At 60.3% G+C, this 24,785-nt stretch carries 24 protein-coding genes; 15 read left to right on the top strand and 9 right to left on the bottom strand.

Annotation, left to right across the window (positions count from 1 at the left end; all coding sequences use genetic code 11):
* Nucleotides 1–21 precede the first annotated feature (21 nt).
* Both HB376_RS36105 and HB376_RS36100 read left to right on the top strand, forming a co-directional pair.
* A complete protein-coding gene (locus tag HB376_RS36105; RefSeq protein ID WP_213768490.1) occupies nucleotides 22–678 on the top strand; it encodes a CYTH domain-containing protein in 657 nt (218 codons plus the stop codon).
* Complete coding sequence (locus HB376_RS36100) at nucleotides 675–1,454, top strand: uracil-DNA glycosylase (RefSeq protein WP_213768489.1); 780 nt, start codon at nucleotides 675–677, stop codon at nucleotides 1,452–1,454. Before HB376_RS36105 ends, HB376_RS36100 begins: the two co-directional genes overlap by 4 nt.
* 67 nt (nucleotides 1,455–1,521) lie before the next feature.
* On the opposite strand, the gene HB376_RS36095 is transcribed toward HB376_RS36100, so the two are convergent.
* The 4 genes from HB376_RS36095 to HB376_RS36080 all read right to left on the bottom strand — a co-directional run bounded on the left by HB376_RS36095 (nucleotide 1,522) and on the right by HB376_RS36080 (nucleotide 6,175).
* Nucleotides 1,522–2,118 carry an NAD(P)H-dependent oxidoreductase gene (locus tag HB376_RS36095; protein ID WP_213768488.1) on the bottom strand — a complete coding sequence of 199 codons (597 nt, stop codon included), beginning with the start codon at nucleotides 2,116–2,118 and terminating at the stop codon, nucleotides 1,522–1,524.
* A 147-nt stretch (nucleotides 2,119–2,265) separates the two neighbouring features.
* On the bottom strand, nucleotides 2,266–4,065 hold the full coding sequence (locus tag HB376_RS36090) for a PDZ domain-containing protein (protein ID WP_213768487.1): 1,800 nt from the start codon (nucleotides 4,063–4,065) through the stop codon (nucleotides 2,266–2,268).
* Between the two features lie 158 nt (nucleotides 4,066–4,223).
* Nucleotides 4,224–4,955: a DsbC family protein gene (locus tag HB376_RS36085; protein ID WP_213768486.1), complete on the bottom strand. Its 732-nt coding sequence runs from the start codon at nucleotides 4,953–4,955 to the stop codon at nucleotides 4,224–4,226.
* Nucleotides 4,956–5,002: 47 nt separating this feature from the next.
* Nucleotides 5,003–6,175: a UbiH/UbiF family hydroxylase gene (locus tag HB376_RS36080; protein ID WP_213768485.1), complete on the bottom strand. Its 1,173-nt coding sequence runs from the start codon at nucleotides 6,173–6,175 to the stop codon at nucleotides 5,003–5,005.
* Between the two features lie 252 nt (nucleotides 6,176–6,427).
* Here HB376_RS36080 and ychF point away from each other — a divergent pair, with 252 nt between their 5' ends.
* The 5 genes from ychF to HB376_RS36055 all read left to right on the top strand — a co-directional run bounded on the left by ychF (nucleotide 6,428) and on the right by HB376_RS36055 (nucleotide 11,946).
* Nucleotides 6,428–7,522, top strand: coding sequence for a redox-regulated ATPase YchF (ychF, locus tag HB376_RS36075; RefSeq protein ID WP_213768484.1), 1,095 nt, complete (start codon nucleotides 6,428–6,430; stop codon nucleotides 7,520–7,522).
* 139 nt (nucleotides 7,523–7,661) lie between these two features.
* Nucleotides 7,662–8,504, top strand: a complete 843-nt coding sequence (dinD, locus tag HB376_RS36070) for a DNA damage-inducible protein D (RefSeq protein ID WP_213768483.1) — start codon at nucleotides 7,662–7,664, stop codon at nucleotides 8,502–8,504.
* 89 nt (nucleotides 8,505–8,593) lie between these two features.
* The gene (locus HB376_RS36065; RefSeq protein ID WP_213768482.1) at nucleotides 8,594–8,884 is read left to right on the top strand and encodes a DUF3761 domain-containing protein; all 291 of its coding nucleotides are present in this window, start codon (nucleotides 8,594–8,596) and stop codon (nucleotides 8,882–8,884) included.
* A gap of 208 nt (nucleotides 8,885–9,092) precedes the next feature.
* On the top strand, nucleotides 9,093–10,760 hold the full coding sequence (ettA, locus tag HB376_RS36060; protein WP_213768481.1) for an energy-dependent translational throttle protein EttA: 1,668 nt from the start codon (nucleotides 9,093–9,095) through the stop codon (nucleotides 10,758–10,760).
* A 67-nt stretch (nucleotides 10,761–10,827) separates the two neighbouring features.
* Nucleotides 10,828–11,946, top strand: a complete 1,119-nt coding sequence (locus HB376_RS36055; protein WP_213768480.1) for a DUF748 domain-containing protein — start codon at nucleotides 10,828–10,830, stop codon at nucleotides 11,944–11,946.
* Here HB376_RS36055 and HB376_RS36050 read toward each other — a convergent pair whose 3' ends face one another.
* Genes HB376_RS36050 through HB376_RS36040 form a run of 3 tightly spaced genes read right to left on the bottom strand, consistent with a single transcriptional unit; the run spans nucleotide 11,947 to nucleotide 14,712 of the window.
* Entirely contained in the window at nucleotides 11,947–12,570 is a 624-nt protein-coding gene (locus HB376_RS36050) for an HAD family phosphatase (protein ID WP_213768479.1), read from the bottom strand.
* Nucleotides 12,571–12,586: 16 nt separating this feature from the next.
* A complete protein-coding gene (locus HB376_RS36045) occupies nucleotides 12,587–14,407 on the bottom strand; it encodes an aminopeptidase P family protein (protein ID WP_213768478.1) in 1,821 nt (606 codons plus the stop codon).
* Nucleotides 14,408–14,448: 41 nt separating this feature from the next.
* The gene (locus HB376_RS36040; RefSeq protein ID WP_213768477.1) at nucleotides 14,449–14,712 is read right to left on the bottom strand and encodes a hypothetical protein; all 264 of its coding nucleotides are present in this window, start codon (nucleotides 14,710–14,712) and stop codon (nucleotides 14,449–14,451) included.
* 201 nt (nucleotides 14,713–14,913) lie between these two features.
* On the opposite strand from HB376_RS36040, the gene HB376_RS36035 reads away from it, so the two are divergent.
* The 7 genes from HB376_RS36035 (at nucleotide 14,914) to HB376_RS36005 (ending at nucleotide 21,042) form a co-directional block, all read left to right on the top strand.
* Nucleotides 14,914–15,663: a response regulator transcription factor gene (locus HB376_RS36035; protein ID WP_213768476.1), complete on the top strand. Its 750-nt coding sequence runs from the start codon at nucleotides 14,914–14,916 to the stop codon at nucleotides 15,661–15,663.
* Between the two features lie 51 nt (nucleotides 15,664–15,714).
* The gene (gene hemA / locus HB376_RS36030) at nucleotides 15,715–17,028 is read left to right on the top strand and encodes a glutamyl-tRNA reductase (protein ID WP_213768475.1); all 1,314 of its coding nucleotides are present in this window, start codon (nucleotides 15,715–15,717) and stop codon (nucleotides 17,026–17,028) included.
* Between the two features lie 99 nt (nucleotides 17,029–17,127).
* A complete protein-coding gene (prfA, locus tag HB376_RS36025) occupies nucleotides 17,128–18,210 on the top strand; it encodes a peptide chain release factor 1 (RefSeq protein WP_213768474.1) in 1,083 nt (360 codons plus the stop codon).
* Complete coding sequence (gene prmC / locus HB376_RS36020) at nucleotides 18,207–19,043, top strand: peptide chain release factor N(5)-glutamine methyltransferase (RefSeq protein WP_213768473.1); 837 nt, start codon at nucleotides 18,207–18,209, stop codon at nucleotides 19,041–19,043. Before prfA ends, prmC begins: the two co-directional genes overlap by 4 nt.
* A 178-nt stretch (nucleotides 19,044–19,221) precedes the next feature.
* On the top strand, nucleotides 19,222–19,533 hold the full coding sequence (gene grxD / locus HB376_RS36015; RefSeq protein ID WP_213768472.1) for a Grx4 family monothiol glutaredoxin: 312 nt from the start codon (nucleotides 19,222–19,224) through the stop codon (nucleotides 19,531–19,533).
* A gap of 2 nt (nucleotides 19,534–19,535) precedes the next feature.
* A complete protein-coding gene (locus tag HB376_RS36010; RefSeq protein ID WP_213768471.1) occupies nucleotides 19,536–20,159 on the top strand; it encodes a UbiX family flavin prenyltransferase in 624 nt (207 codons plus the stop codon).
* A 97-nt stretch (nucleotides 20,160–20,256) separates the two neighbouring features.
* A complete protein-coding gene (locus HB376_RS36005) occupies nucleotides 20,257–21,042 on the top strand; it encodes a class III extradiol ring-cleavage dioxygenase (protein WP_213768470.1) in 786 nt (261 codons plus the stop codon).
* Between the two features lie 105 nt (nucleotides 21,043–21,147).
* Here the strand turns inward: HB376_RS36005 and HB376_RS36000 are convergent, their stop codons facing one another.
* Nucleotides 21,148–22,740, bottom strand: coding sequence for an amino acid permease (locus HB376_RS36000; RefSeq protein WP_213768469.1), 1,593 nt, complete (start codon nucleotides 22,738–22,740; stop codon nucleotides 21,148–21,150).
* Between the two features lie 422 nt (nucleotides 22,741–23,162).
* Between HB376_RS36000 and HB376_RS35995 the strand changes: the two genes are divergently transcribed.
* On the top strand, nucleotides 23,163–23,366 hold the full coding sequence (locus HB376_RS35995) for a cold-shock protein (protein ID WP_158937752.1): 204 nt from the start codon (nucleotides 23,163–23,165) through the stop codon (nucleotides 23,364–23,366).
* 166 nt (nucleotides 23,367–23,532) lie between these two features.
* On the opposite strand, the gene HB376_RS35990 is transcribed toward HB376_RS35995, so the two are convergent.
* The gene (locus tag HB376_RS35990; RefSeq protein WP_213768468.1) at nucleotides 23,533–24,783 is read right to left on the bottom strand and encodes an Hsp70 family protein; all 1,251 of its coding nucleotides are present in this window, start codon (nucleotides 24,781–24,783) and stop codon (nucleotides 23,533–23,535) included.
* Nucleotides 24,784–24,785 lie beyond the last annotated feature (2 nt).

Genomic DNA, 24,785 nt, shown 5'->3' with positions numbered 1-24,785 from the left:
CGCTGTTGCACGGAGTTTATTTTGAGTATTGAACGCGAGATCAAACTGGCGCTGCCTACGTCGGAACATGGCGAGATAGCGAAGGACCTGACACAACGCACCGGTCGGGAAGGCCGCAAGATCCAGCTCACCAACGTGTACTTCGATACCCCTGACCGTGCGCTCGCGAAGGCGAAAAGTGCGGTGCGTCTGCGCGGTACGCCGGATCAATGGTTGCAAACGTACAAGACGGCGGGTGAATCGACGGACGGTTTGCACAACCGCCACGAGTGGGAGCGGCCCGTAGCCGGCGAAGCGCTGGAAATCCCCGCCCTGCTTGAAATTTGCGATGACGAGCACGCCGCCAATGCGCTCAGCGACGCCGCGCCCGAATTGGCCGCGCTGTTCCGCACCGATTTCTCACGCGTGATCTGGGACATCGAAATTGACGGTGCGCGGATTGAAGCCGCGCTGGATCTCGGCGAGGTGGTGGCTGAAGTGGACGGCGAGCGCCTGACCGCTCCAATCAGCGAACTCGAACTCGAACTGAAATCTGGCAACGAGGAAGCATTGAACATCCTTGCCGCGCAAATGCGGGGAGCGTTTCTGTATCTCCAGCCTGACGACGCCAGCAAGGCACGCCGGGGCTACGACCTGTGCGAGTCCAAAGTGGCTGGCTCCAACGGCGGCGTGAAATGAGTCAGGCGTCACTATTTGAAGCTGAGTCACCGAAAACCCAGCTCGAACCGTTTACGTCGCTCGAAAGTCAGTTCGACGCGTTGCCGGCGGACTGGCGCAAGCATCTGAAGACTTTTATCGACAGCCCGCATTACGCCGCGTTGTGCGCGTTCGTCGACGCCGAGCGCGCCGCCGGCAAGACCGTGTATCCCGCCGATGTCTTCCGCGCATTGCGCCTGACTCGTCCCGGCGATGTGAAGGTCGTCATCCTCGGACAGGATCCTTACCACGGCGAAGATCGCGGTGCGCCGCAAGCTCACGGCCTGGCGTTTTCGGTGCCGGCGCCGGTTCGGCCGCCGCCATCGCTGAAAAATATCTTCAAGGAAATCAACGCCAGCCTTGGTTTTACTGCGCCCGCTCACGGTTGCCTCGACGCATGGGCGCAACAAGGCGTGCTGCTGTTGAACACATCGCTGACGGTGGAACGCGATAAAGCCGGCAGCCACGCCAAACGCGGCTGGGAGCATTGCACCGACACGCTGATCCACGAACTTGCCCTTCGACACGAACATCTCGTGTTCATGCTTTGGGGTGCGCATGCGCAGGCAAAACGAGGATTGATCGCGTCGGCGGTGGCATCCGGGAAGGCGCACTGCGTGCTGGAAGCGCCCCACCCGTCTCCGCTGTCAGCGCATCGCGGCTTTCTGGGCTGCGGGCATTTTGTGTCGGCGAATACGTATCTCGAGCAACACGGGCGACCGGCCATCGACTGGCGTTTGCCTGACGTCCCAGCGTAAAAAACCCGCCGATGTCTCACGACACGGCGGGTTCTTTCAAAAGCGTCCTGCTACTTCACAAACTTGCTTACAGCGCGGCGATCGAGTCGCGTGCGGTAGCCAAAGCGGCGCCGGCAGCGTCCGGGCCCATTGCCAGGCCTTCGGCGAAGATGAAGCTGACGTCGGTCATGCCCAGGAAACCGAGGAACGACTTCAGATACGGCGTTTGCGAATCATTCGGCGTGCCGCTGTACTTGCCGCCACGTGCCGATACAACTACCACCTTCTTGCCCGTCACCAGGCCTTCCGGGCCGTTCGCGCCGTACTTGAACGTGATGCCTGCGCGTGCGATCCAGTCGAAGTACGCCTTCAGTTGCGACGAAATGCCGAAGTTGTACATCGGCGCGGCGATCACGACTACGTCAGCCGCTTGCAATTCGGCGATAAGCGCTTCGCTCTTGGCGTGGATCGCGTTTTGTTCAGCCGTGCGTTGGTCGGCGGGCGTGAAGAATGCGCCGAGCGTGGCATCGTCGAGGTGGGGAAGGTTGTCGGAGAGAAGATTGCGCACGACTAGCTTCGCACCCGGGTGCACTTGCTGCAGCTTCGCCGACACTTCGTCAGCGAGCAACGTTGATTGGGCGCCTTGCGAGCGAGCTGCGGAATTGATTTGAAGAATGGTCGTCATGATGATTCCTGTGTCTGTTGAGTTCGAGCACGGATCGCGCTCTGACAGGACGCATTCTTCTTTTTTACGACGCCGGGAACAAGCTGCGCACTCGTGACGGATTGTTGCAACAATAGAACAATCCGCCTTTAGCGCTGCTTTAACGCCTCAACCTTTCAGCCAGCGTTCGCGCCATTGCTTCGACGGACCGCGTCCATCGGCGGTAGAAAGCACATAACGCGATACCTCCGGCGGATCGAGCCTGACCTGCGCGACGCGCAATTCGTCGCGCCGGAATGCGTGCACTTCCACCTTCGCGCCTGGCAAATAACGCGCAAGCAGCGTGTCGAGATTCGATCCCGTGACGCGCAAGCCGTCGATTGCAACCAGCACGTCACCGGCCGATAGCCCCGCCTTCTGCGCCGCGCTATTCTCGTGGACAACCGCGAGTACGCAATCCGCGCCATTGCGAATCCGCGCGCCGAGCGACGGTTTCCCCGCCGTGCCGTTGGTCGCGACATCGGGCGCGAACGTGATGCCGAAGGGCTCGAACAAAGTATCGAGCGGCAGATCACGCGTCCCGTGGACACCGTCGCGGAATAGCTTTTTCAAATCGGCGCCGGTAGCTTCGGCGAACAAGGCTTCCACCTCGCTTTCTTCGATACCCCACGCTTTGCCGTGATAAAAATCCCGGCCGTAGCGTTGCCACAGAAGCCGCATGACGTCGTCGAGTGATTTCTTGCCTTCGGTTTGCGCGCGGATCGACAGGTCGAAAGCGAGCGCGACAAGCGAACCCTTCTGGTAATAGCTGACAATTGCGTTCGCTGCGTTTTCGTCCTGCCGATAATATTTGACCCAGGCATCGAACGAACTTTCAGCCACGGTCTGCTTGAGCCGCCCCGACCCGCGCAACACGCCGCCGAGCGTCTTTCCCAGAAGCGAAAAATACTCGCTCGCGCTGATCAGGCCGCTTCGCACGAGCATCAGGTCGTCGTAGTACGACGTAAAACCTTCGAACAACCACAGCAGCGACGTGTAATTTTCCTGCGATAAATCGTATGGCGCGAACGCAGCGGGTTTGATGCGCTTCACGTTCCACGTATGGAAATATTCGTGGCTGCAAAGACCAAGATACGTGCGATAACCATCCGTCACATCCGGCCGCCCGGCAACAGGCAGATCGGCGCGATTGCAGATCAGCGCCGTCGATGCACGATGTTCCAGGCCACCGTAACCATCGGCGACAGCGACCGTCATGAACACATAACGATCAACCGGCGCCTTCTTCGTGCGCGGCTCGAACAACGCAATTTGCGACTCGCAAACGCGCTTGAGGTCGGTTTCCAGGCGATGCATATCGAGCCCGGTCACGCGGCCCGAAATCACGATGTCGTGCTTCGCGCCGTGGGCATCGAAGGAACCAAGCGCGAACTCGCCGAGCGTCACGGGATGATCGATCAGCGCATCGTAATTCGGCGCTTCATACGCGCCGAAACCATAGCGCTTCGTACCGCGCGCCTCGGGCAATGCCGTCGCCACGCGCCAGTTCGCGTATTGCGTGCCCGCAGGCTTTTGAATATCGACTATGCAGGGCGCATCCGCCTGCCCTTCTACCGCGAGGAACACACTCGTACCGTTGAAAAAACCGATGGTGTCGTCAAGATGCGCCGCACGCACTGAGAGGTCCCAGCCGTAGACCTCATAACGCAGCGTGATCGGGCCATCGTGCGGTGCGGTTACCCAAGCGTGCTTGTCGGTTTTATCGATGGCGAGCTTGCGGCCCGCCGCGTTGAACGCCTGCAGCGTCACGATATTGCGGGCGAATTCGCGGATCATGTAGCTGCCCGGAATCCACACAGGCAGCACAAAACGCTGGCCCGACGGATCGGGTTGCGCGACGGTCAGCGTCACTTCGAACAGATGCGCAGCGGGATTTTTCGGAACAATGGTGTAACGGATGGCGTTCATGCGTCGAGGTCCTTTTGTTCTTGTCGCCGGGTTTGGCTGTCCGGGCTTTTTCGCGGTTGAACCGCTCATTGCAGAATCAGGCAAGTGGAAGTTCATGAAAGCGAAAGAGGCGCTTCGCGCGCCTCCTTCGTCGTTGGTCCACGAATCGACAGCGGACTTCAGTGAACCGCCGACAACTCCTTCTCCAGCCGATCGGCCGGCACTGCGCCGGGCAGACGGCGTCCGTCGGCGAGAAAAACGGTCGGCGTACCGGTGACGTTCATCGACTGGCCGAGCTTCAGGTTCTTGTCGATGGCGGTTGTGTCGCAGCCAGCGGCGGCGGTCGGCGCCGTGTGGTCCAGCATCCAGCCTTCCCAGGCGCCCGAACGGTCCTTCGAGCACCAGATCGACTTCGACTTGACCGACGAATCCGGCGACAAAACCGGGTACAGGAAAGTGTAGATGGTGACGTTATCGACGGATTTGAGCGTGGTTTCGAGCTGCTTGCAGTACGGGCAATTCGGATCGGAGAACACCGCGATCTTGCGCGCGCCCGTGCCCTTCACCACTTTGACCGCGTTCTCGAACGGCAGCTTCGCGAAGTCGATCTTGTTCGTTTCTGCCAGACGCGCTTCGGTGATGTTCGTGCGCGTGCGGGTATCGACGAGATCGCCCATCAGCAGATAGTTGCCGGTCGCGTCCGTGTACACGATCTGTGCGCCGAGATTGACTTCGTAGAGCCCTGGAACCGGGGACTTCTCGACGCTTTTGATGTCGGCGTCACCAATGCGCGATTGCAGCGTGGCCTTGATCTTGTCGGTGGTCTGATCGGCTTGTGCCGCGATGCCGATACCAAACACCGCGGCCAACGTGGCAGCAGCGACCAGGGCGCGGCGAAGAGTGATTTTCATTCGAGTTTCCGTCAATCTGAAGTAGGTGGGATGTTCTTGACCAGGTCTCAACCAAGCGCCGCAGACACAAGCCAGCGCTTGATAAGCGGTTGTGCACCCACGAGCGCCATGCCGGTATTGCGCAGTCCGCGAGCGAGCGTGCCGGGCATGGCGAAGAGTTTCTGCAGGCCGTCGCAGGCGAGCGTCAATTTCTGGATGTCCTCGCGACGGGTGCGTTCGTATCGGCGCAGTAAAACCGGGTCGCCGGCTGAGCGGAATGCTTCCTTGTTGGCGAGGGTTTCGGCCAGCGCGGCGACATCGCGCAAACCCAGGTTCATGCCCTGCCCAGCCAGCGGGTGAATCAGATGCGCAGCGTCGCCCACCAGCGCCACACGTGCGCCGATCAGCCGGTCCACGGTTTGCAGCGCGAGCGGAAAGCCCTGCGCGGGCGTCACGCATTCGAGTGCGCCAAGCATGTTTTGCGTGGCCTTTTCGACTTCCGCCGCGAGTTGGGCGGGATCGAGTTTCAGGAGGGTATCGGCGTGTTCGGTTTTAGCGGACCACACGAGCGACACGTGATCACCCGGCAACGGCAACAACGCAATGATCTCGCCATCGCGGAACCATTGGTACGCCGTCTCGCCGTGCGGCTTTTCGCACTTGAAGTTCGCGACCACACCCGTTTGCCGATAATCCCGGCGCTGCATCTTCGCGCCCGTCTGCGCCCGCACCCAGGAATGCGCGCCGTCCGCGCCGACCACCAGGTCCGTTTCGAGCGTGTCGCCGTTTGCGAGGGTCAGATGAGCGGCGTCGTCGTGGATCGCCAGGCCCTGGGCGCGCGAATCGATCCACGTGAGGTTCGGCTGGAAACGCAGCGCGGCATCGAGCGATCGTTCAATCAGCGAAGACTCCACAATCCACGCCAATTGCGGCACGGCCGCCTGGAACGCGGAGAAATGCAGTTCGGCGAAGGCATCGCCGAAAACGCGCATGTCCAGCACCGGCCCAAGCTTGTCGCGCTCCAGCGCCTGCCAGACGCGCAGCCGTTCCAGCAGCGCCTGCGAGCTCGATGACAGCGCGTAGATGCGGGAATCGAAGCTGCCGGCGGCGGGCGGGGCTGCAGCAGGCGTTGCCAGCAACGCGGTGCGCAGGCCGGATTGTGTCAGCGCGAGCGCCGCCGTCTTGCCGACGAGCCCGCCGCCGACCACGACCGCGTGAAAATTTCTTGAGTGGAAAGTCATGCGGCCATTATAGCCGCCGGGGTATGCCGGAAATCGATGGTCAATGCGGTGTTTCAGCGGGTGCGACGCCCTGTAGCGGCATATCCCGCCCGCCCAGCCGACCCGGCCGTGGCGCTACAATAGCGGTTTTTCCGGCCCGTACGACGTGGCCGCCCGCTACGCGCCTTGGTCGCCGGGGTTGTGAAACCCGCGACACGCGCATCCAGCGTTGACCCACGCGGCGCACGCCGTTTCACCAGTTCGAAGGATTCCATGAGCCTCCAATGCGGCATCGTCGGCTTGCCTAACGTCGGCAAGTCCACACTGTTCAATGCACTGACCAAGGCCGGCATCGCCGCCGAAAACTATCCGTTCTGCACGATCGAGCCGAATGTCGGCGTGGTCGAAGTGCCGGATCCCCGTCTGGCGGCGTTGTCCGAGATCGTCAAGCCCGAACGCGTGGTTCCGGCCATTGTTGAATTCGTCGATATCGCGGGCCTCGTGGCCGGCGCTAGCAAGGGCGAAGGCCTGGGTAACAAGTTCCTCGCGAACATTCGCGAAACCGATGCCATCACGCACGTCGTGCGCTGCTTCGAAGACGAAAACGTGATTCACGTCGCGAACAAGATCGACCCGCTCGCGGACATCGAAGTCATCAATACGGAACTGGCGCTGGCGGATTTGGCGACGGTCGAGAAAGCTCATCACCGTTTCGCCAAGTCGGCGCGCTCGGGCAACGACAAGGAAGCGGCGAAGCTCGTCCCCTTGCTGGAAAAGATCCAGGCGCAACTCGATCAGGCGAAACCCGTGCGCGCGCTGGACCTGAACGAAGACGAACTCGCGCTGATCAAGCCGCTGTGCCTGATCACGGCCAAGCCGACCATGTACGTGGCGAACGTGAAGGACGATGGTTTCGAGAACAATCCGCACCTGGACGCGGTGCGCAAGCACGCGGAGGCCGAGGGCGCGCCGGTGGTGGCGGTGTGCGCGGCGATCGAAGCGGAAATCGCGGATCTCGACGACGCCGACAAGCAGGAGTTCCTGGCCGATATCGGCATGGAAGAGCCGGGCCTGGATCGCGTGATTCGCGCGGGTTACAAGCTGCTCGGATTGCAAACGTATTTCACGGCGGGCGTGAAGGAAGTGCGGGCATGGACGATTCATATCGGCGACACCGCGCCTCAGGCCGCCGGCGCTATCCACACGGATTTCGAGCGCGGGTTTATTCGCGCGCAGACCATCGCCTTCGATGACTTCGTCGCGTTCAAGGGCGAGCAAGGCGCGAAGGAAGCCGGGAAAATGCGGGCGGAGGGGAAGGAATATGTCGTGCACGACGGCGACGTGATGAATTTCTTGTTTAACGTCTGATGTAATAATTTGTCGTCCAAGGTTGTTCGAGGTTGTGATTAAAAGCGGAGTCCCTGATAAAGGGATTTCCGCTTTTTTTATTGCTTTGCGCCGGCTGCCTTGCTTGCCAACCGCGCGCAACCCATCTTGGACGGTGTACATGAAGACCGAACTGATTTACTCGTTGACCGAGCATTTCGAAGCGCATGCTCAGCAGACCAATAACGGCGTCGAATTCTGGCTTGCTCGCGACCTTCAGCACCTGCTTGGGTATGCGAAGTGGGAGAACTTCGTCAAGGTTGTGAACAAAGCTGAGATTGCCTGCGAAACATCGGGGCATGCGGCGGCAGACCATTTTCCTGACGTCAGGAAAATGGTCGACCTCGGCTCAGGCAGCCAGCGCGAAGTCGATGACATCATGCTCACTCGCTACGCCTGCTATCTTGTCGCTCAAAACGGCGATCCCAAGAAGCACGAAATTGCGTTTGCACAGACCTATTTCGCCGTCCAGACCCGACGCGCCGAGTTGATCGAGCAACGTCTGCTCGACTCGGAACGTCTGGTCGCCCGCATGAAATTGACCAATACGGAAAAGGAGCTATCCGAAGTGATTTTCGAACAAACCGGTGGAAACGACGATTTCGGCATGATTCGGAGCAAAGGCGATCACGCCTTGTTCGAGAAATCCACCCAGCAAATGAAATCGCATTGGAAGGTCCCCGCCAAGCGGCCATTGGCCGATTTCGCGCCCACGATCATTCTCAAGGCAAAGGATTTCGCAGCGGAAATCACCATCTTCAATTCGCGCGAGAAACAGCTTGGCAATGAAGAAGCGATCTCGCGGGAACATATCAACAACAATGGAGCGGTTCGTAAGACCCTCCTTGAACGCGGCATCCGGCCCGAAACCCTGCCTGCCGCGGAGGACGTGAAAAAAGTCGCGCGCCGGTTGGCATCGGAAGATAAAACACGCGCGAAGAATCCGGCAGCGCTCGATTCCTGACTGATCCAGAAGGATCGCCGGTTCGATAATGCGGCGATCCAGAACGGCCAGCGCAAGCGTTCACGCTCCTCGCGCCCAAAACAAAAACAATGACGACACGTTTCTATCGGCGCACCGCGTCCATCCTCCTCGCCGCCGCCCTCGCGCTCAATGGCTCCGCCTCGTTCGCCTACGCCTATTCCTCCCCGAACGAATCCGACCTCGATAACCACCAGACCTATCGCAATCACGACGGCCGAACCGTCCACTCCCCGGCGCATTCGCGTTCGGGCGAAGCCCCCGACGGCGCCACCGCGCGATGCCGCGATGGCACGTGGAGCTTCAGCCGGCATCGCAGCGGCACGTGTTCGCGCCATGGCGGCGTCGCAGCGTGGCGTTGAGAACGCTTGGGCGCCGGCATCAAAGCCGATAAACGCCCGCCAGGCAGCCATATTCATCGAAGTACAATGTCGTCACTTCCCGCGCGCTGCGGGAGACGCATCGTCGCGTACTGAATCCAGGGGCTTCCCGGCAGAGGCTTAAGAACCAACAGCCGCCCGGCCGAAGCCCGCCGTAAAACCGCAAACCTCAAGACAACCGAATCCGCAAATGGCCCAATACGTCTTCACCATGAACCGCGTCGGCAAGATCGTGCCGCCCAAGCGCCAGATCCTGAAAGACATCTCGCTGTCGTTTTTCCCCGGCGCCAAAATCGGCCTACTCGGCCTGAACGGTTCCGGCAAGTCGACCCTGATCCGCATCATGGCAGGCGTCGACAAGGACATCGAAGGCGAAGCCACGCCGATGCCGAACCTGAACATCGGCTATTTGCCGCAGGAACCGCAACTCAATCCGCAGCAAACGGTACGCGAAGCCGTTGAAGATGGCCTCGGCGAAGTTTTCAGCGCGCAAAAAAAGCTCGACGCCATCTACGCGGCTTACGCGGAACCCGACGCCGACTTCGACGCCCTCGCCGCCGAGCAAGCCAAATACGAAGCCATCCTCGCAACCAGCGACGGCGGCACGCCCGAGCAACAACTCGAAGTCGCCGCCGACGCACTGCGCCTGCCCGCGTGGGACGCGAAAATCGAACACTTGTCGGGCGGCGAAAAGCGTCGTGTGGCGCTGTGCAAATTGCTGCTGCAAAAGCCCGACATGCTGCTGCTCGACGAACCGACCAACCACCTGGACGCAGAATCGGTGGACTGGCTCGAACAATTCCTGACGCGCTATCCGGGTACGGTCGTGGCGGTCACCCACGATCGCTATTTCCTCGATAACGCCGCCGAGTGGATCCTCGAACTCGACCGCGGCCACGGCATTCCGTGGAAGGGCAACTACAGCAGCTGGCTCGACCAGAAGCAGGATCGGCTGAAGCAGGAAGAATCAACGGAATCGGCGCGGCAGAAGGCGCTGAAGAAAGAACTGGAATGGGTGCGCCAGAACCCGAAGGGACGCCAGGCGAAGTCGAAGGCACGGATCGCACGGTTCGAGGAACTCAACAGCCAGGAATATCAGAAGCGCAACGAAACGCAGGAAATCTTCATCCCTGTCGGCGACCGACTGGGCAATGAAGTGATCGAGTTCAAGAACGTGAGCAAGGCTTACGGCGACCGGCTCTTGATCGATAACCTCAACATGAAGATCCCGGCGGGCGCGATTGTCGGAATTATCGGGCCAAATGGCGCAGGGAAATCCACGTTGTTCCGCATGCTGACGGGTAAGGAACAACCGGATTCGGGCGAAATCGTCACGGGTCCGACGGTGAAACTGGCCTACGTGGATCAAAGCCGCGATGCGCTCAACGCCAACAAGACCGTGTTCGAAGAGATCTCGGGCGGCGCGGATGTACTGACGGTCGGCAAGTACGAAACGCCGTCGCGGGCGTATATCGGCCGCTTCAACTTCAAGGGCGGCGATCAGCAAAAGACCGTCGGCGCGCTCTCGGGCGGTGAACGCGGCCGCCTGCATCTGGCGAAAACGCTGATTGAAGGCGGCAACGTGCTGCTGCTGGACGAGCCGTCGAACGACCTGGACGTCGAAACGCTGCGCGCGCTCGAAGACGCGTTGCTGGAATTCGCGGGATCGGTGATGGTGATTTCGCACGATCGCTGGTTCCTCGACCGGATCGCGACGCACATCATCGCGTTTGAAGGCGATTCGCAAGTGACCTTCTTCGACGGCAACTATCAAGAGTACGAAGCCGACAAGCGTAATCGTCTGGGCGAAGAAGCGGCGAAGCCGAAACGCCTGCGCTATAAGCCAATCGTCCGATAAGCACGGCAAGGCCAACAACAACGCACCGGATCGCCGCCCGCGCGCGGCTTGGATGGGGGACATCGGGATGGCGGTTACAAAGGCGCAACGCGTGGCGCTGTGGGCGGGCGCGGTCATCGTGGTGTTGCTGTTGGCGGTGGTCGGCGGCGGGGTTTTCGTCGCGCATGAAATGAAGGCGCGCGTGCTCGAAACACTCGGGCCGCTCGGCTCCGTGGAAGATATCGACGTGGGTTATGCGCGCATCACGCTGAGCCGCGTGCGTCTGCGGGGACCGCAAGGCTGGCCCACGGACGACACGCTGCGCGCCGAGCGCGTGACGCTGAACGTCGATATGCGCGCCCTCCTGAGCAACCGCGTGCATCTGCGCCATGTGACGGTGGACGGGTTTTATCTCTCCGTTGCGCGTTTCGCCGATGGCCACGTCGAGTTGCTGCCCAATCTCCGGCAGTCGACGCGCGAGGCTCAGGCCGGTTCAAGCGAAGCCGCCGCACACGCAGAGGAAGACAGGCTGATCGACCACGTCACATTCGAGCGCGGCGCGATGGAGTTCTTCGATGAATCCGTGCAAACGCCGCCCTACAGGATCCTGATTGCCGACGCGCGGGCCAACGTCGACAACCTGCATCTTCCCGCGCTCGCCGAACCGACCATGCTTGACATGACCGGGTCGATCAAAGGACCGTCGCACACGGGCACGGTCGCGTTCAACGGCTGGATAAAAATCGCGAACAAGGATTCGCAGACCCACACGACCTTGCGCAACGTCGACATTACTACGCTCGATCCGTATCTGCTGAGGAAAGCGGGCGCGAAGACCAGCATCACGGGCGGCACGCTTGACCTTACGCTCGATGCCACGGTGCACGACTACCGCATCCACGCGCCGGGTTCGATCACGCTGAACCGGCTGCAGTTATCGGATAGCGGCAATTCGCTCGACACCTTCCTCAGCATTCCGACCAAGCTCGCGATCGCAGCGCTGAAGAATCACGATCAGATCAAGCTGGACTTTGAACTCGACGGCGATCTGCGCGACCCCAAGTTTTCGCTCAACGAAAGCTTGATGAAAAAGCTGGCGGCGGGCTTCGCGAAGGTGGTTGGCGTGAACACCGAAGGCGTGGCCAAGAACGCCGGCGGTGTGGTCAAGAGCATCGGCGACACGCTGAAACATCTATTCGGAAAGTAATCACACGGGCAAACCGAGCGCCCTCAAGCGCGCTTCGGTCTGCTCGGCGTTCGTGTGATGCACGGCGTTCCAGCCAAGCGCGGTGGCAGCCCGGATGTTCTTCGCGTTGTCATCGATAAAAACGACTTCCTGCGGCTGAATGCCCGGAAGATGCCTTTCAATTTCAGCCCACATCAACGCGAAAATCGCCGGATCGGGTTTTGCGACCAGCACGCGCCCCGACACAACCACCTCGCGAAATCGCTGCAGCACCGGAAACCGATCCCATGCCCAGGGGAAAGTTTCGGCGGACCAGTTGGTGAGCCCGAAAAGCGGCACATCCGCGGCTTCGAGCTTGTCGACCAACGCGACTCCGTCTTCCAGCACGCCCGCCACCATTTCCTGCCAGCGCTCGTAAAACGCGCGGATCAGGGCTTCATGCTCGGGAAACCTGGCGATCAATTCAGCGTTGCCGTCGGCGATGGTTTGCCCCGCGTCCTGCTGCAGCACCCAGTCCATCGCGACCACGTTGTCCATGAACCAGCGCCGTTCGGTGGCATCGGGAATCAGCCTGCTGTACACATACTCAGGATTCCAGTCGATCAGCACGCCGCCGAAATCAAACACCACTGCCTTGATCGCCATACGTTTGCCGCTCCGTTCAGATTGCTTGCGTGCGTTTTTCGAGCCACGCTTTCGCCGCGCCGGACACATGCGGCGAGACGCGTTCGAGGACCGTTGCGTGATAGTCGTTTAGCCACGCGCGTTCGTCGTCGCGCAGCAGGGCCAGGTCGATGCAGCGTGTGTCGATAGGACACAGCGTCAGCGTTTCGAACTTGAGGAAATCGCCGAATTCGGTTTTGCCGGCGGGCTCGTTCATCACCAGGTTTTCGATGCGAATACCCCATTTTCCCGGCCGATAAAGCCCTGGTTCAATCGACGTGATCATGCCGTCTTCCATGGCCGTGTAGGGCTCGGCCGGCGCGTAGTGCGAGATGACCTGCGGGCCTTCGTGCACGTTCAGGAAATAACCGACGCCATGCCCCGTGCCGTGTCCGTAATCCGCGCCGGCTTCCCAGATGGGCGCACGGGCGATGGCGTCGAGCATAGGTGAACGGATGCCGCGCGGGAAATGCGCCCGCGACAACGCGATCGTCCCTTTCAGCACGATGGTGAAATCCCGTTTGTGCTCAGCCGTAATCGTGCCGATAGGTACGACGCGCGTGATGTCCGTCGTACCGCTCAGGTATTGACCGCCCGAATCGATCAGCAGCAAGCCATTGCCTTCGATCACCGAATGCGAGGCTTCGGTCGCGCGGTAATGCGGCATCGCGCCATTCGCATTGAAGCCGGCGATAGTCGCAAAGCTCAACGTCACGAAACCGGGCCGGCGCGCACGCGCAGCCGTCAATTTTTCGTCGATGGTGAGTTCCGTGATCGTCTCGCGCCCAAGCGTATCTTCGAACCACGCGAAGAATTCGGCGAGCGCCGCGCCGTCCTGTTCCATGGTCGCGCGAATATGCGCGGCGTCGGCGGGGCTCTTGCGCGACTTGGCGAACGTCGACGGGTTCACCGCTTCCACGATCTTCACCTCGGGCGGCACTTTCTCAAGAGAGCCGAACGTGATCCGGCGCGGATCGATGAGCAACGTGGAGCCCGCGGGCAACGCGGCAAGCGCATTGGCAACATCGGAATACGGCTCGACGCGCACATTCTCCGTCAGCAGCGACGCCTTGAGATCAGCGGAAATCTTGCCATCGCCGACGAACAATGCTGCGTCATCCAGTCCGATCAACGCGTGCGCGACGAAGACGGGGTTATAGGTGACATCGGCGCCGCGCAGGTTGAACAGCCACGCGAGATCGTCGAGCGTCGAGATGAAATGCCACTGCGCGCCCTTCTCGCGCATCACACGCCGGACTTCCGCCAGCTTTTCCGGACGCGTGACGCTCGCCTGAGGCGCGACGTGTTCGTACACACGCTCCGACGGCAAACCCGGCCGCTCCGGCCAGACGGCATCGAGCAGATCCAGGTCCGTGCGCAAGACGATCCCGCGCGCCGTCAGCGCATCTTTCAGCGCCCGCGCCGCCGCCACGCCGAGCACGGCGCCATCGACGGCCACCGTCTCGCCGGCCGCTACATTCTCCGCGAGCCAGTCGACATGCGGTGCGGATTGCTGCCCGGCCATCATCTTCATCAACGCGATGCCGGTCCCTGCCAGTTGCGCCTCGGCCTGCGTCCAATACCGGCTGTCGACCCACACGCCGGCGAAATCGGCGGTCACGACCAGCGTTCCGACCGAGCCGGTGAATCCTGATAGCCACTGCCGCCCCTGCCAGTGCTCCGGCAGGTACTCGGAGATGTGCGGGTCCGACGACGGCACCAGCACGGCGGCCAGCGCCTCACGCGCCATGGCGCCGCGCAGCAATTCGATACGCCGGGCGAAAGTCTGGCCATCGGGGGAATTCAGTCGATCGTTCATGGAGTCACCTGCAGAATTTTTTTGTTACGTCGAACATAAGATCAACGGCGTGCCGCCAGTCCCACCGTGACGGTCACGGCGGCCAGCGCCAACAACGCGCACGCAAGCCATTCAAGGGAGTCGCCATCGTGGAATGCGCCGGTGATGTTGCCGAGCATTTTTGCGACTATCGCCGCCGCCATGCCCGCGAGTCCCGCCGCCCATAGCCGGCCGAATGGCCTTGAGACCAAACGCCGCAACGGGTGCAGCCACCCGCCGGCCAGCCCGACCACCAAACCGAGAAATACGATGCCAGGCCACCCCATTAGCGGCGCGTTCCAGCGGAATTAGGACTAAACCTATGGGTTGAATCGGATTCGTGAACTAGCATTTTCGGTTCTGTAAACCTAGAAGGTCTGGAAGGCGTTTGCAGCGTAGCGAATGAGTTTAGGGGGCTGGAATGGCGATGGCAAGCAAGTGCCGCGCCGCCCGGCCCGCTCTCAGCGCGCGCGGCGGCGTCGGAAATCATGCGAATCGCCATCATCGACGCGGACGTTCAGCACGCCGCACTCATCCGCCGGACGCTTGTCCTGGACGGCCATTTTTGCCATTTCTTCCCCACTGCGCCCGTGCTGCTGGATCGGATGAGGTACGACACATTCGACTTGCTGATCGCCGCCAATGAAACGCGCGACATGATCGGCGCGGAAATCATCGAACGGGTCAGGCAACTGGCGCCGCAGCTTCCCATCGTGTTGATCGCGGCGAGCCAGAGCGAATCCGATATGGTCGCGTGCCTGAAAGCCGGCGCTGACGATTGCGTCGCCAAACCCGTCCGCTGCGTTGAACTGGCCGCCCGCGTTGAAGTACTGGCGCGGCGTAGCGCGGTTCGTACGCCCGCCGCCGAGCATTTCGGCGAGTATCGGTTCAACGCGTCGGAATTGAGCGTGAGTTTCGTGGATCAGCGGGTCTTGCTCACGCCGAAGGAGTTCCGCTTCGCCCGGTTGCTGTTCACGAACCTCTCGCGCGCCGTCTCGCGTGCACACATCATGGAAGTGGTGTGGCCGCGAGGGAGCGACATGGCGTCGCGGACACTCGATACCCACGCGTCCCGCCTGCGCACGAAATTGCATCTCCGGCCCGACAACGGTTACCGGTTGACGCCGCTGTACGGCTACGGTTACCAACTGGACCGGATTGAAGCGGACGGCATTCCGGGCGGCTTGTCTGGCTTGGGTTTCCCGGCCGGAAATGAAGAAATCCGCGAAAGGCTATAATATCGGGCTAAATTCCAAGGTCCCACAAGGCCATCGGATCAGGCCCAAAACATGCAGCTCCTCGCGATCGGAATCAACCACCACACTGCGCCTATCGCCTTGCGCGAACGCGTGGCGTTTCCGCTCGAACAGATCAAACCAGCGCTCGGCGCGCTGAAAGATCTGTGGCTGGGGTCGCTGGGGAAAACTGCACCGGAAGCCGCGATCCTGTCGACGTGCAACCGCACGGAGCTGTATTGCGCCACCGACGACAAAGCCGCCCGCGACGCCGCCATCCATTGGCTGTCCAAGTATCACAACCTGCCGGTCTCCGAGCTCGCGCCGCATGTCTACGCGCTGCCGCAGTCAGAAGCGGTGCGGCATGCGTTTCGCGTCGCCTCCGGGCTTGATTCCATGGTGCTTGGCGAGACGCAGATTGTCGGCCAGATGAAGGACGCGGTGCGCACAGCGTCCGAAGCCGGCGCACTCGGCACGTATCTGAACCAGCTGTTCCAGCGCACCTTTGCCGTTGCAAAGGAAGTGCGCACGACAACTGAAATTGGGGCGCAATCTGTTTCCATGGCCGCTGCGGCCGTGCGTCTCGCGCAGCGCATCTTCGAAAACATTTCGGGCCAACGCGTGCTGTTCATTGGCGCGGGCGAAATGATCGAGTTGTGCGCGACGCATTTTGCCGCGCAAAAGCCGCGCGAACTCGTGGTGGCGAACCGCACCGCCGAACGAGGCGAAAAGCTCGCCGATCGCTTCAACGGCCGTTCCATTCCGCTTTCCGAGTTGCCGGCGCGCATGCACGAGTTCGACATCATCGTGTCGTGCACGGCATCCACATTGCCTATCATCGGACTCGGCGCGGTGGAACGGGCCGTCAAGGCGCGCCGCCATCGGCCGATTTTCATGGTCGATCTCGCGGTTCCGCGCGACATCGAACCCGAAGTGGGCAAACTGCAGGACGTATTCCTCTATACCGTCGACGACCTCGGCGCGATCGTTCGCGAAGGCAGCGCGTCCCGGCAAGCGGCGGTGGCGCAGGCCGAATCGATCATCGACACCCGTGTGCAGAACTTCATGCAATGGCTCGACGCACGCAGCATCGTGCCGGTGATCCGCCATATGCACACGCAAGCCGACGCCATGCGCCGCGCCGAAGTCGAACGTGCCCGCAAGATGCTCGCGCGTGGCGACGACCCGGCGGCGGTGCTCGAAGCGCTGTCGCAGTCGCTGACCAACAAGCTGATCCACGGCCCCACGCACGCGCTCAGCCGTGCCAGCCGTGAGAATCGCGACCAGCTCATCGACCTGATGGGCGGACTTTACAAGCACGGCCATCCGTCGGGATCGAACGATCCGTCCGATCCGTCGGAAACTTAGCGCCCCTCTTTCGTCTCTTCTGCAGTTGCGCCGCATGCGAGCATCTTTGCGGTCGCGTTCCTGATCGCTGTCCTCTCCGGAGCTTCGCTCCAGCCTTCCATGAAAACGAGCATGCAAAACAAGCTCGACCAGCTGACTACCCGGCTGGCCGAACTCAATGACCTGATGAGCCGTGAAGATGTGACCGCCGATATGGATCAGTATCGGAAGATCACGCGGGAAAACGCCGAAATCGGGCCGGTTGTGGAGCAATACGCGTTGTGGCGGCAGGCGTCGAACGACGAAACCACCGCCATGGAATTGCTCTCCGACCCGTCCATGCGCGATTTCGCCGAAGAAGAAATTGGCGAGGCGCGCGAGCGGATGGTGGCTATCGAGCGCGATCTGCAAGCCATGTTGCTGCCAAAAGATCCCAACGATGACCGCAATATCTTCATCGAAATCCGGGCGGGCACGGGCGGCGATGAATCCGCGCTGTTCGCGGGCGACCTGCTGCGCATGTATCTCCGATATGCCGAGCGCAATCGCTGGACGGTCGAAATGATGTCGGAAAGCGTCTCCGATCTCGGCGGTTATAAAGAAGTGATCGTGCGGATCGCGGGCCAGAACGTGTACTCGAAGCTGAAGTTCGAATCGGGCGGGCATCGCGTACAGCGGGTGCCGGCGACCGAAACGCAGGGGCGCATTCACACGTCGGCGTGTACGGTCGCGGTGATGCCCGAAGCCGACGAAATTGGCGAAGTGGTGATCAATCCGGCGGACTTGCGTATCGATACCTTTCGCGCTTCCGGCGCGGGCGGCCAGCACATCAACAAGACCGATTCAGCGGTGCGCGTGACGCATTTGCCGACTGGGATCGTGGTGGAATGCCAGGACGACCGCTCGCAGCACAAGAACAAGGATCGCGCGCTGAAGGTGCTCGCCGCACGGATCATGGACAAGCAGTATCACGAGCAGCACGCGAAGGAAGCAGCCACGCGCAAGAGTTTGATCGGCTCGGGCGATCGTTCGGAACGGATTCGTACGTATAACTTTCCGCAGGGGCGAATGACGGATCACCGGATCAATCTCACGCTGTATAAGCTCGACGCGATCATGGATGGCGATATCGATGATCTGGTTGCCGCGCTCGTCAGCGAACATCAGGCCGAGTTGCTCGCAGCGTTGGGCGATTCGGAATGACGACGGTCGCCGGGTTAATGCGTGCGTCTGCCCTGCCCGCGCTCGAAACGCGGATCTTGCTCGAGCATGTGCTCGGCTGGCGGCGCACCGAATTGATCACACGCGACGACGAAGAACTGGCTGAGGAGAACGTCGGGCGCTTCGAAGCGTTGGTGCAACGACGCGCGGCGGGCGAACCGATCGCGCAACTCGTGGGAACGCGGGAATTTTTCGGGCTTGAGTTCGAGGTCACGCCGGACGTGTTGATTCCGCGGCCGGAAACTGAATTGCTGGTGGAAATCGCGCTCGAACAGATGGCCGGGGTCGAAGCGCCGCGAGTGCTCGATCTGGGCACGGGTAGCGGTGCGATTGCGATAGGAATTGCATCGGCCCATCCGCAGGCGCATGTCTGGGCGGTCGATCGTTCGACGCAAGCGCTGGCGGTTGCTGCGCGAAATGCAGCGAAGCTGCTTGATGCCGGCCGGCCGGGCGGTGAAATCACGCTGCTGGAAAGCAACTGGACAGACGCCCTCGATCCCGCCCTGCGCTTTGAAGTGATCGTGAGCAATCCGCCCTATATAGCGCAGAACGATCCTCATCTTTTCGAAGGCGATCTGCGCTTCGAACCACGTACCGCCCTAACCGATGAAGCCGACGGACTCGCCGCGATCCGGACAATCGTCCAGACAGCGCCATTTTTCCTGGCGACGGGTGGCTCGCTCTGGCTGGAACACGGCTACGATCAGGCCGCAGACGTGCGCGCCCTGCTGACGGCGCGCGGCTTTTCCGACGTACGCTCGGAGCGTGATCTGGCTGGTATCGAACGTGTCAGCGGCGGATTTTTCACGGCTTGACGCGCGCGTCAACCAACTGCAGACGGGCCGCAAGCCGTCCCAACCGCTTTGCGCCGCCCCGAATGAAATCCGCTATCATTTCAGACACGTTAGCGTGAGAAATTTCGCTTGAAGTAGCGCATGTCTCACTGCTCGACCCAAAATCAACCCCGCATTACAACGCATCGCAGGAAACGCCATGGATACGCAAGAACGCATCAAGGAAATCGTCGAAGGAGCACCGGTCGTGCTGTTCATGAAGGGCACCGCGCAGTTCCCCATGTGCGGTTTCTCCGGTCGCGCCATCCAGGTCCTGAAGGCTTGCGGCGTGACCGAGATCAAGACCGTCAATGTTCTCGAAGACGAAGGCGTCCGCCAGGGCATCAAGGAATTCTCCAACTGGCCGACCATTCCTCAGCTTTACGTGAAGGGTGAGTTCATCGGCGGCTCGGACATCATGATGGAAATGTACGAATCGGGCGAACTGCAGCAATTGTTCGCCGCTGCCTGAGATTGCCTGCCGCACGTCCTTCGCCCGTAGCACCCGCAGTACCCGCGCCACGACGGCTGATTGTCGCCATCACGGGTGCAACGGGTTCAATCTATGGCGTCCGGCTGCTGGAAACGCTGCGCCGCCTAGGTGGCGTCGAAACGCATTTGCTGATCTCCAGCGCGGGTTGGCTGAACATCCAGCACGAACTGGATCTCGATAAAACCACCATCCATGCGCTGGCAGATGTCGTGCACAACGTCCGCGATGTCGGTGCGAGCATCGCATCGGGATCCTTCGCGACCGACGGCATGATCGTCGCGCCTTGCTCGATGAAAACGCTGGCGAGCATCGCGCTCGGGCTATCGGACAATCTGATCGCCCGCGCCGCCGACGTCGTGCTGAAAGAACGCCGCCGCCTTGTGCTAATGGTGCGTGAGACGCCGTTCAACCTCGCGCATTTGCGCAATATGACCTCGGTCACCGAAATGGGCGGCGTTATTTTTCCGCCGTTGCCGGCGTTCTACCATCGTCCGGCTTCTATCGATGAAATGGTCGATCAGACGGTCGAACGCGTGATCGACATGTTCGCGCTTGGCAATCCGATTGCGGCAGCGTGGCCGGGACTGAAAGATACGGATAATTAACAACACCGGCGACACAATTCATTGCCTCGCCGGCTGTTTATCAACGCAGCGACCGTCTTTATAGTCGTGGTAACCCCTCTTTCAGAGATTCGCTGCCATGACCCGCCTTCCGACCGTTTTCATTTCCCACGGCGCTCCCACGTTGCCGATCGACCCGTCGATGCCTTCCGCCGAGTTCGCCTCGTTTGCGACGCGCTTCGAGCGCCCGCGTTCAATCCTCATGCTTTCCGCGCACTGGGGCACGGCACAGCCGGTTGCAAGCATCGCTGAGCAACCCGAGACTATCCACGACTTCCATGGTTTTCCACGCGCCCTTTACGAGATCCAGTATCGCGCGCCGGGCGCGCCAAGACTCGGTAAGCAAGCCGCGACGCTGTTGACCCAAGCGGGCATTCCGTCGGCGATCACTGAACACGGCCTTGACCACGGCGCCTGGGTGCCACTGCTGCTGATGTTTCCTGACGCGGGCATTCCGGTCGCGCAGTTATCCATCCAGCCGCGTCTCGACCCGGCGCACCACTATCGCGTGGGCCGCGCGCTACGAGCACTAAGGGACGACGGCGTGATGATCGTGGGCTCGGGACAGATCACGCACAATCTGCGGACCGCGGATTTCAGCGCGCGGCCGGAAGACGCCGATCCGCGCGTGACCGAATTCACGGACTGGTTTGAGGATCGACTGGAGAAACGGGATATCGAAGCCTTGCTGGACTATCGGAAACAGGCGCCGCACGCGGTGCTGATGCATCCGACCGACGAACATTTGCTGCCGATTTTCGGCGCGCTAGGAGCCGCTGGCGATGATTTCGAACTCGGTATTCAGTCGCTCGGTACATTTCAGAAAACGTTGGCCATGACAAATTACGTTTTCAGCGACGCCTGAGTCCCCACAAAATGCGGTGATTTGCCACGAACAGAAATAAAAAACCCGCTTGATTGCTCAAGCGGGTTTTTTTAATTGAGATAGCGGGGTTTTACGAGCCGGCTATCACGCACCGACTTCGGCGAGGATATCTTCATCGCTTTCGCGTTCATCGAGATATTTGGTCCGATACCCGGTTTGCACGCCCCAATAATAAAACGCCAGCGCCATGACGGCCACCAACGCCATATCCCAGCCGTACGGCAATAATCCGCGTCCGCCGAATTCCTTGCTGCCGATGAGCGAAACAAGGGCCATCGCAGGCAAATACACGATCAGCCACCATGCCGCCTTCAAGTCATCGCCCCACTCGTGGAAACCCGTCTTGAACTGATAGTAGAAATACACCGGCAACGCGACCACCATCAACAGGATGATTTCACCGGTCAGCGGCCACTTGGCCCAATACAACACCTCGGACGCGCACACGAATGCGAACGGCGCGATGATGCTCATGCCTTTGATCATCAGCGGCCGATGCAGATCCGTGGCCGCGCGGCGCAACGCCATCAGGCTCACCGGGCCGGTCAGGTACGAAATCACGGTCGCGACCGAAATCACCGCCGCCAGCGAGCTCCAGCCGCGGAAGAAGAACATGAAGACGAACGCGACGCCGAGGTTGAAGAACATTGCCGGGCGCGGGACACCGTAGAGCGGATGGACGTAGCCCAGGATCTTCGGCAGCGTGTTGTTGCGCTCCATTGCGTAAATCATGCGCGAGGTGGTCGCCATGTAGGTCGTGCCGGTACCGCTCGGGCTGACGAATGCATCGACGTAAAGGAGAAACGCGAGCCAGTTGAGGTTAAGCGCCAGCGCGAGTTCCGCGAATGGCGATGCGAAGTTGAATTGGCCCCAGCCTTTCAACACGTCGCCAGGACTGACCGCGCCGATATACGCCACTTGCAACAATACATAAATCACGAGTGCGAGCAGGATCGAGCCGATCACGGCGAATGGAATACTCTTTGACGGATTGCGCGCTTCTCCAGCGAGATTCACCGGACTCTGAAAACCGTTAAAGCTGAATACGATTCCGCTAGTGGCAACCGCAGTCAAGACTGCGGACCAGCCGTAAGGCGCGAAACTCGAACTCGTACCAAAGTTCTCGCTATGAAAACCGGTCAGCATAAGACCAAGAATAGTCGCGCCGGGAATAATGAACTTGAATACGGTAATAGCGGAATTGGCGCGGGCGAATAATTTAACGCCCCAGTAATTCAGGAGGAAATATACGATCACTAATAATGCCGATAAACCGAGTCCGACCGGCGTTAACGATCCATCGACAAAAAGTGCATGGGCCCATTGATATGGCCAGGTACTCATATATTGAATCGATGCTTCCGCTTCAATCGGAATCACCGAAACGATCGCAATCCAGTTTGCCCAGGCACTGACGAATCCAACCAGCGCGCCATGTGAATAGCGTGCATACCGGACCATTCCGCCAGACTCCGGGAACATTGCGCCGAGTTCCGCATAAGTCAGAGCAATGGCAAGTATGACGACAGCACCAATAACCCATGCGACGATAGCCGCCGGACCTGCAATCTTGGCTGCTTTCCAGGCGCCGAATAACCAGCCCGAACCAATGATGGAGCCCAGACCGGTTAGCAGCAGCGCAACCGGCCCAATGTTCCGTTGAATAGAACTTTTCACACCATCTCCTTCAGTCAGAAAACTTTCAAATACCTTATGCGGGATAATACGGAGCCAGAGCCTATATTCATGCCCTGCCCCAACGTGGCGCGTAGTTTAACGGGTGTGCCGGCATAACGCTCTATCTGTTACGACTGAGGTTTGGACGAGTCCGACTCAAGCAGAAAACATCGATCGAAAGATTTGTAATATGACGTTAGGATGTCGCGAAAACATCTCAAAAAACCCCGGTTTACAGTCGGATATTATTTGACCTTGGGTTTGATTCGCCGTATAAACCTTCTTGCAGGATTTCAAGTGGCGAGTGAATTGGTCTTTCGTAGTTCGCCCATCACGGTACTCCGGTTGTCCCATTGCCCCTTCCTTGATTTTCATGCACATTCGGGCTTCGGCCTTATTCAACATCTTTAGGAACAAGTAACATGGAAACCGGTACCGTCAAGTGGTTCAATGACGCAAAGGGCTTTGGCTTCATCACGCCGGACGGCGGCGGCGAAGACCTGTTCGCACATTTCTCTGAAATTCGCGTGGAAGGCTTCAAGACGCTTCAGGAAAACCAGAAGGTAAGCTTCGAAGTGAAGACAGGCCCGAAGGGTAAGCAAGCTGCCAACATCAAGCCGGCCTGAGTTTTATTGCCGTTTGAATAGCAGAGAAAACCCCGCATTCGCGGGGTTTTTCTTTTTGCATCCCGGGTTTATCAGTAATTAATGAGAAATTACTTTAAATGACTGACCGGACGGTGATAGCAAGCAATACCGATCGGCGAAAACTCAGTCACCGTTCACTTACCGATCAGCCGAATAGCCGGCGTGCATAAATACCGAGCCCGGTCGCCACGCTGGCCAGCCGGTCGCCAAACACGGCTTCAGCCTCCGGGAACGCATTGGAGAGCGATTGCGAGAGAAAACCCAGACCGGTCGATCCGCCGGTGAAGTAGATCGCGCCCACATCCTGGGGCGCGACGCCCGCGCGGTGCACCGTTTCCCGCGCCGCCGCCACGATCCGCCGCGTCTCTTCCAGGCCCGCGTCAATGAGCTGCTGTTCGTTGAACCCGATACGCAGCGCCTCTTCCACCTCTTCCATTCCGATAGTGGTCTCACCGCCCGCCGCCACTTCGATCTTCGCGGCCTCCGCGTGCGACGCCAGCGCGTGTCCAAGACGACGCTCGACCACGCGCATCAGGCGGTCGTGGTGCTTCGAGTCGCTATAGAGATGCCGCATCAATTGCAGTTCGTTGACGCGTTTTGGCCCGTAAACGGTGTTGATCAGATGCCAGGTCGCCAAGTCGAAATAGACTCGGTTCGGCACCTCGCGGCCTTCCGGCGCTATCGACTGATAGCCGAGTTCGCGAAGGATTGTCGCGAGTTCCACACGCCGGTCGAAGTCCGTTCCGGCCACATGGACGCCGTAATGCGCGAGCACGTCGTCTTTTCGCGACAACAGCTTGGCGCGCGCCGGCCCGACCCTCACCAGCGAAAAGTCTGACGTGCCGCCGCCAATATCCGCGACCAGCACCAGCCCTTCCTTCGTCAGGCGCGCTTCGTAGTCGAAAGCGGCGGCAATCGGTTCGTACTGAAAGTGGATATCCGTCAGACCAATGGCTTGCGCCGCTGCCTGAAGCTGGTTCTGGGCGAGCTGATCGGCGCGCGGATCGTCATCGACGAAAAATACCGGACGGCCCAGCACCGCCCGCGTGATAGGCGTGCTGGAAACGGCCTGCGCCTTCTGCTTCAGATGCTGCAGGAACAGCGTGATGACGTCGACGTAGCGGATCGCGGAACCGTCGCCCAGGTCCGTACTCGTCTCAGCCAGCGGCGAGCCGAGAATGCTCTTCATGGAGCGCATCAGGCGGCCGTCGAAGCCGTCGATGTAAGACTCGAGCGCGGCACGCCCGTAGGCCTGCTCGTCCTCGTCCGTGTTGAAAAAGACAGCGGTCGGCAGCGTGGTGGCACTGCCTTCGACCGGCGCGAGCCGGATCGATGCCCCGTCGGGCAATGCGACCGCTGAATTCGACGTGCCGAAATCGATCGCGCAATAGGTCATGA

The sequence above is a fragment of the Caballeronia sp. dw_19 genome, from assembly GCF_018449515.1.
GTDB lineage: Bacteria > Pseudomonadota > Gammaproteobacteria > Burkholderiales > Burkholderiaceae > Caballeronia.
This window is presented reverse-complemented; position numbering and strand designations above follow the sequence as displayed.